5 protein-coding genes are annotated in these 4530 nt (G+C 54.6%); 1 reads left to right on the top strand and 4 read right to left on the bottom strand.

Annotation, left to right across the window (positions count from 1 at the left end):
* Window positions 1-443 (top strand): integrase core domain-containing protein (locus ABE487_RS17120; protein WP_346452817.1); only part of this gene is annotated, 443 nt, incomplete at its 5' end.
* Here the strand turns inward: ABE487_RS17120 and ABE487_RS17115 are convergent.
* The 4 genes from ABE487_RS17115 to ABE487_RS17100 all read right to left on the bottom strand — a co-directional run bounded on the left by ABE487_RS17115 (window position 435) and on the right by ABE487_RS17100 (window position 4014).
* On the bottom strand, window positions 435-1073 hold the full coding sequence (locus ABE487_RS17115; protein ID WP_346452816.1) for a hypothetical protein: 639 nt from the start codon (window positions 1071-1073) through the stop codon (window positions 435-437). The two genes, ABE487_RS17120 and ABE487_RS17115, sit on opposite strands and share 9 nt — an antisense overlap.
* A complete protein-coding gene (locus ABE487_RS17110; RefSeq protein WP_346452815.1) occupies window positions 1070-2407 on the bottom strand; it encodes a hypothetical protein in 1338 nt (445 codons plus the stop codon). Before ABE487_RS17110 ends, ABE487_RS17115 begins: the two co-directional genes overlap by 4 nt.
* Before the next feature lie 242 nt (window positions 2408-2649).
* Window positions 2650-2949, bottom strand: a complete 300-nt coding sequence (locus tag ABE487_RS17105; protein WP_197630761.1) for a hypothetical protein — start codon at window positions 2947-2949, stop codon at window positions 2650-2652.
* A 528-nt stretch (window positions 2950-3477) separates the two neighbouring features.
* The gene (locus ABE487_RS17100) at window positions 3478-4014 is read right to left on the bottom strand and encodes a hypothetical protein (protein ID WP_346452814.1); all 537 of its coding nucleotides are present in this window, start codon (window positions 4012-4014) and stop codon (window positions 3478-3480) included.
* Window positions 4015-4530 lie beyond the last annotated feature (516 nt).

Genomic DNA, 4530 nt, shown 5'->3' with positions numbered 1-4530 from the left:
GCCGTGTCATCAAGAGCCTGGTGATCGTGGATGACGCCAGCCACGAGGCGGTGACAATCGAGGTCGAGCGTGCGATTTCGGGCCACGGCGTCAGCCGTGTGCTGGACCGCCTGGCACTCAGCCGTGGCCTGCCGAAGGTGATCCGGACCGACAACGGCAAGGAATTCTGCGGCAGGGCGATGGTGGCTTGGGCGCACGAGCGTGGTGTGGCGTTGCGCCTGATCCAGCCGGGCAAACCGAACCAGAACGCCTACGTCGAATCGTTCAACGGACGCCTGCGCGACGAATGCCTCAACGAGCACTGGTTCCCAACACTGCTGCACGCGCGGACCGAGATCGAGCGTTGGCGGCGGGAGTACAACGAAGAGCGGCCGAAGAGATCGCTCGGCGGGCTAACGCCTGCCGCCTATGCCCAACAGCTGGCGGTGAAACCGCTACGATAGAGCCGGACTCCAAACAGCTCCGCTACTGAATGCGGGGGGACGTCGGTCCCATACCATCGCGAAGGCCAGCGGGTAGCTTTTGATGATGTAGATCGCCGCGCTCTTGCTGAGAGCTATGTTGCAAAGGGCGAAATCCCGCAGCACCGTTCGCCCGCCATAGGGATAGACCCAGTAGTGCAATCGAACTTGGCGAAGCAGATCAGAAGCGCTATCGGATAGATGCCTGCTGTGTGTTTCGTCATAGCGGTTTAAGCCGACTGAGCACATGTGGCCGAGGATGCCACGGGCAATGAGCTGTGGCTTGACCCTAATGGACTGATAGAAGGTCACCTTTCCAGGGTCCCTCAACAACGCCGCCACCTGGTTACACATCGAAATGAGCGCCTTGTCATAAGGCGACATCAGCGCACCATTACAACGCCTGCAGAGCGTTCGAAAATGGACGCCATTAGGCATCTTATAGGAGGGCGGACGCTTGTCACCACTGATGGTATCAGCGATGCTCGCCACCCGAAGCGCTATTCCCTTGGCCCAACCCTGCGGTGGGACGTGGTTCGCAGTAAGTTCGCCCGGCTCGCCACAGATGTTGCAGCGACCATGAGAGGGCCCAACCGGAAACCGGAACGTCATGGTCCAGATCCATCACCAGTAGAGGGAGATAGCCTTTTCTCGATCATTGGCCAGCCTGGCTTCTGATAGTCAACGGTAGTCCCGCCATAGCCAACGATATCAAACACCAACCTCTTGAATGTCTCTATACAGATAAAGAATCGGTCGTACATCTTCTGGTGCTCGTGGTCCGAGGTCCCAAGTAGTTCACCATGCGCAGCCTTGTGACGAATCTTGTTCCAGGCCTCGAAGAGCTTTGGATTCAGAAGCCCGCGACGAATCAGGCTCTGGAAAACGCTCTTTATGCCAGGGCGCTCCGCGTTCTCCTTACTTTTCTTCAAGAGCCTTACAATCCTCTCATCCAGATTAAGACCAGCACTTGAAGCCGAACCAAGCGTCACTTCGATAAGCCGAGCGAACTCCAGATCCCTATCATCGTTCGTCATAAACAAGCTGGCGAGCATGCCTTCAATAGAAGAGGAAAGAACTTGAGCTCCGTTCTCGATCCCTTCTTGTTGGGCGTAACAGATGCGGGCAAAGTGATGGAAGATGAATGTCTGTACTCTACGGTCGCCTACCTGACGCTCGACGGAAATCCACGCCTCCAAGAACTCGTTCCAAGATGCGGCATATGGCCACGCACGTGGAACAAAAGGGACCATCACGTTGCGATGAGGGTCGCGTCGCCGCCCGAAGATCTCTACTACCTGCCGGTCGCCAAAGAAACGATACGCGCACATCGGCGACAGTGGACGCCCACACAGCATCGCTACACCACGCAGAAAGTCCTCTGACCGTTGCTTGAAGCCCTCTTGGGACGCATGGAACGAGAGTTCTGAATTTCCATGATGATCGACCGTTCCCTTCCAGGAAGTCGAGCCACGCTCATGCTCCCACTTCTTCGAATGCGGTCGAGTCGGCATCTTCAGATCACCTGAAAAGTACCAGCCTTGGTATTCCTTCTCCAGTTCCTTTCGGGATGACTTCTGCTCCGCAACCAGGTTTGTGAGATTTGAAGTGAGCCTCAACTCTTGCCCTTGGTCTACGCACAACATCTGACGCTCACACCGCCACCGTATTCCAAGCGAGTCGTGCCCGGAAATGTTATAGCGACTCTTGTCTTCCACCAATTTGCCGGGTTCCAAGTCGCTGAAAAGCTCTACGAATGGATCGAAGCGAGCGTCAACCTTCTGGCACAGGAGCGTGAATCCAATGCTTCCATCCTTCGTCTGGCTGACGACGCCAATCCCCTCGTAGACCAAGGGTTCGTTCTCGACGCATTGCACCGCCTTGCAATCAAATAGTTCTACTCGAAATTCACCAGCGACAAGCTGATCTCTGATGTTCTCGAACATCCTACTGCTGACCGCTACAAGCTCACCGTCCGAAGTCGCGGTGCTCGATGTTTCTCCCATCCCTTCTGCCTCTCATAGGTTCATGGTGAACGCGTTCGAGTTCAGTCCTACAGCTAACGCAGCTACAGGACTAGTGCGGGCGCCATGTTAGACAAGCACCGCAAGATGAAGCGTACAACTGGCCGCATTTGCTGGCGAGAGGCTATGAAAAAAGAAGCCCCGCATCTGCGGGGCCCTAGACTTCAGTAGCCGTAACCGGATCGACGCTGCTGCGTCTTCGGCTGGTTGTAGGGGCTACCGTATGGATTACTCTGCGTCGGCTTGTAAGGATCTACCGTCCCGGACTTCCCGTTGTAGGGGTTGTAATTTCCTTGGGTGCTGTAATTGTCCAGCTTGGTGGAGTTCGCATTGCTACGGTGGTGAGGCTGGACGTAGGTACCGTCCGAGCGATAGTGCCCCTTCACCGAATGGCTCTGCGCCGAAACTGCAAAAGAGGACGCCAGAGCGACACCAGCGGCCAGGGTGAGCAAAAGCTTCTTCATTTCCTTCTCCTTGGATGGGGCATCAGTCCCCACAGCCTCGTGCCCCCTGCATAGGCTGCGGTCCCCTGCCATCCTCCGCTCTCCGAAGAGGCCTGAATCGGGATAGTCAGGAAATGTGACGATTGTCGCACTTCCTAGTGCGCGAAGAGTGCAACCCAACAAGGCATTCCGACGAGCGGTATTTCCCCCGTATTGGTCCTTCCTCCCTGAGCCAAATGCGCAGGCTGCGCGAATTCCCGTAGACAAAGCACTGAACCTTCTTCCATCACGGAATTCCAATCGGGTCGCATAAAGAATGATAAATCGCCACCCACTCGCGCTTGACTAATTGCAAATTCCAGATAAAAAGTAAAAACCTGGGAGATAAAATGAATAACGAAAACGAAAGAGAAGAAAAATCCGCCTCAAGATTTGCTGCGACGGCCCTGCTGGCAATTGCAATTTTGGCAGGCGGCTGGATCGGATGCGTAATAACCGCAATGTCTATTGGCCCGCGCCAAGTTAATCCAAATTGCCCCCAACATACAGTCAAATCACAAACAAGGACCCAATCCACAGCGCAAGTCCAGCCACCGTTCCTAGCAATGTCCAAATTCTGGAATTGAACTTTGGCTGCAGCCCCACCGCACAGAAGAACAAAATTAGACCGAGCGAAAACGCATTTTCTAAAGAGATGTTTTTAGATGCCTCGAATCGATTCCAAAAGAGAAGAGCGAGCGCGTTCAGGATCAAAAATAGACCCGCGAAACCACCAAGTATTCGCGAATCAATTTTGTTCAGAATATTGTCAATTTCAATTTCGCGCCTGTCAGCCCACTCACGAAATCCACGAACAATTTTCTTGACCGCCACACCAATACCCTTAGGAGCATCTGCAGATTCAACGACAGCAGCCTCCTTTTGCAAATCACTCATTCCAATACCGTTATAGATGCTGTCGGACTCAGATTCAAACTCACCCCCGAGCTCTTTTGCCAGTTTAGAATCACTCTGAGCACCAGCCGCAATTGGCGCCGACCCAGCTTTGGTTGCACGCTCAGATCCAGACTCGCTTCCACTTTCCACTCTACTTCTCTCCTTGGTCGTAAATGCGATATTCCATTACTAGCTTCGGCGCCAACTCTGCTCCAGCCGGTGCCACAGCAAAAGGATCACAGGCAAGTCAGAGACACGCTTCTTAGAGCCTCGCTTTGAGCTATCGGCTTGCGAGTAAGAGACTTTAGCCCAGCTCTGCTGAGCCGACCTAGTGACCTAAGGCCGAAATGGTAGCTCGCATGCTGTGGTATAGAGGCTGCACTGCAGCTATGCTCCGGGACACACCACAGGACACAAATCCGGTTTGTGGACGCCTCCGGAGCTAGGCGGGACGGTCAAGGTACTGTTTCCCCCTCTCTCCGCCAGGTCGATCGAAAAACCCCGCTCATTGCGGGGTTTTTCGTATGTGGGGCCGCCTTACCCCTCCAGGCACCTGGCAGACTCAACTTCCAAGTGCAACACCCGGCGGAGTGTAGGGTGTCGCGATGGGAAAACAGTACAGCCACCTGAGCGCGGAAGAGCGCGCAGTGCTTCAGGTCGAGCGCA

It is taken from the genome of Luteimonas sp. TWI596 (assembly GCF_039674105.1).
GTDB lineage: Bacteria > Pseudomonadota > Gammaproteobacteria > Xanthomonadales > Xanthomonadaceae > Luteimonas.
This window is presented reverse-complemented; position numbering and strand designations above follow the sequence as displayed.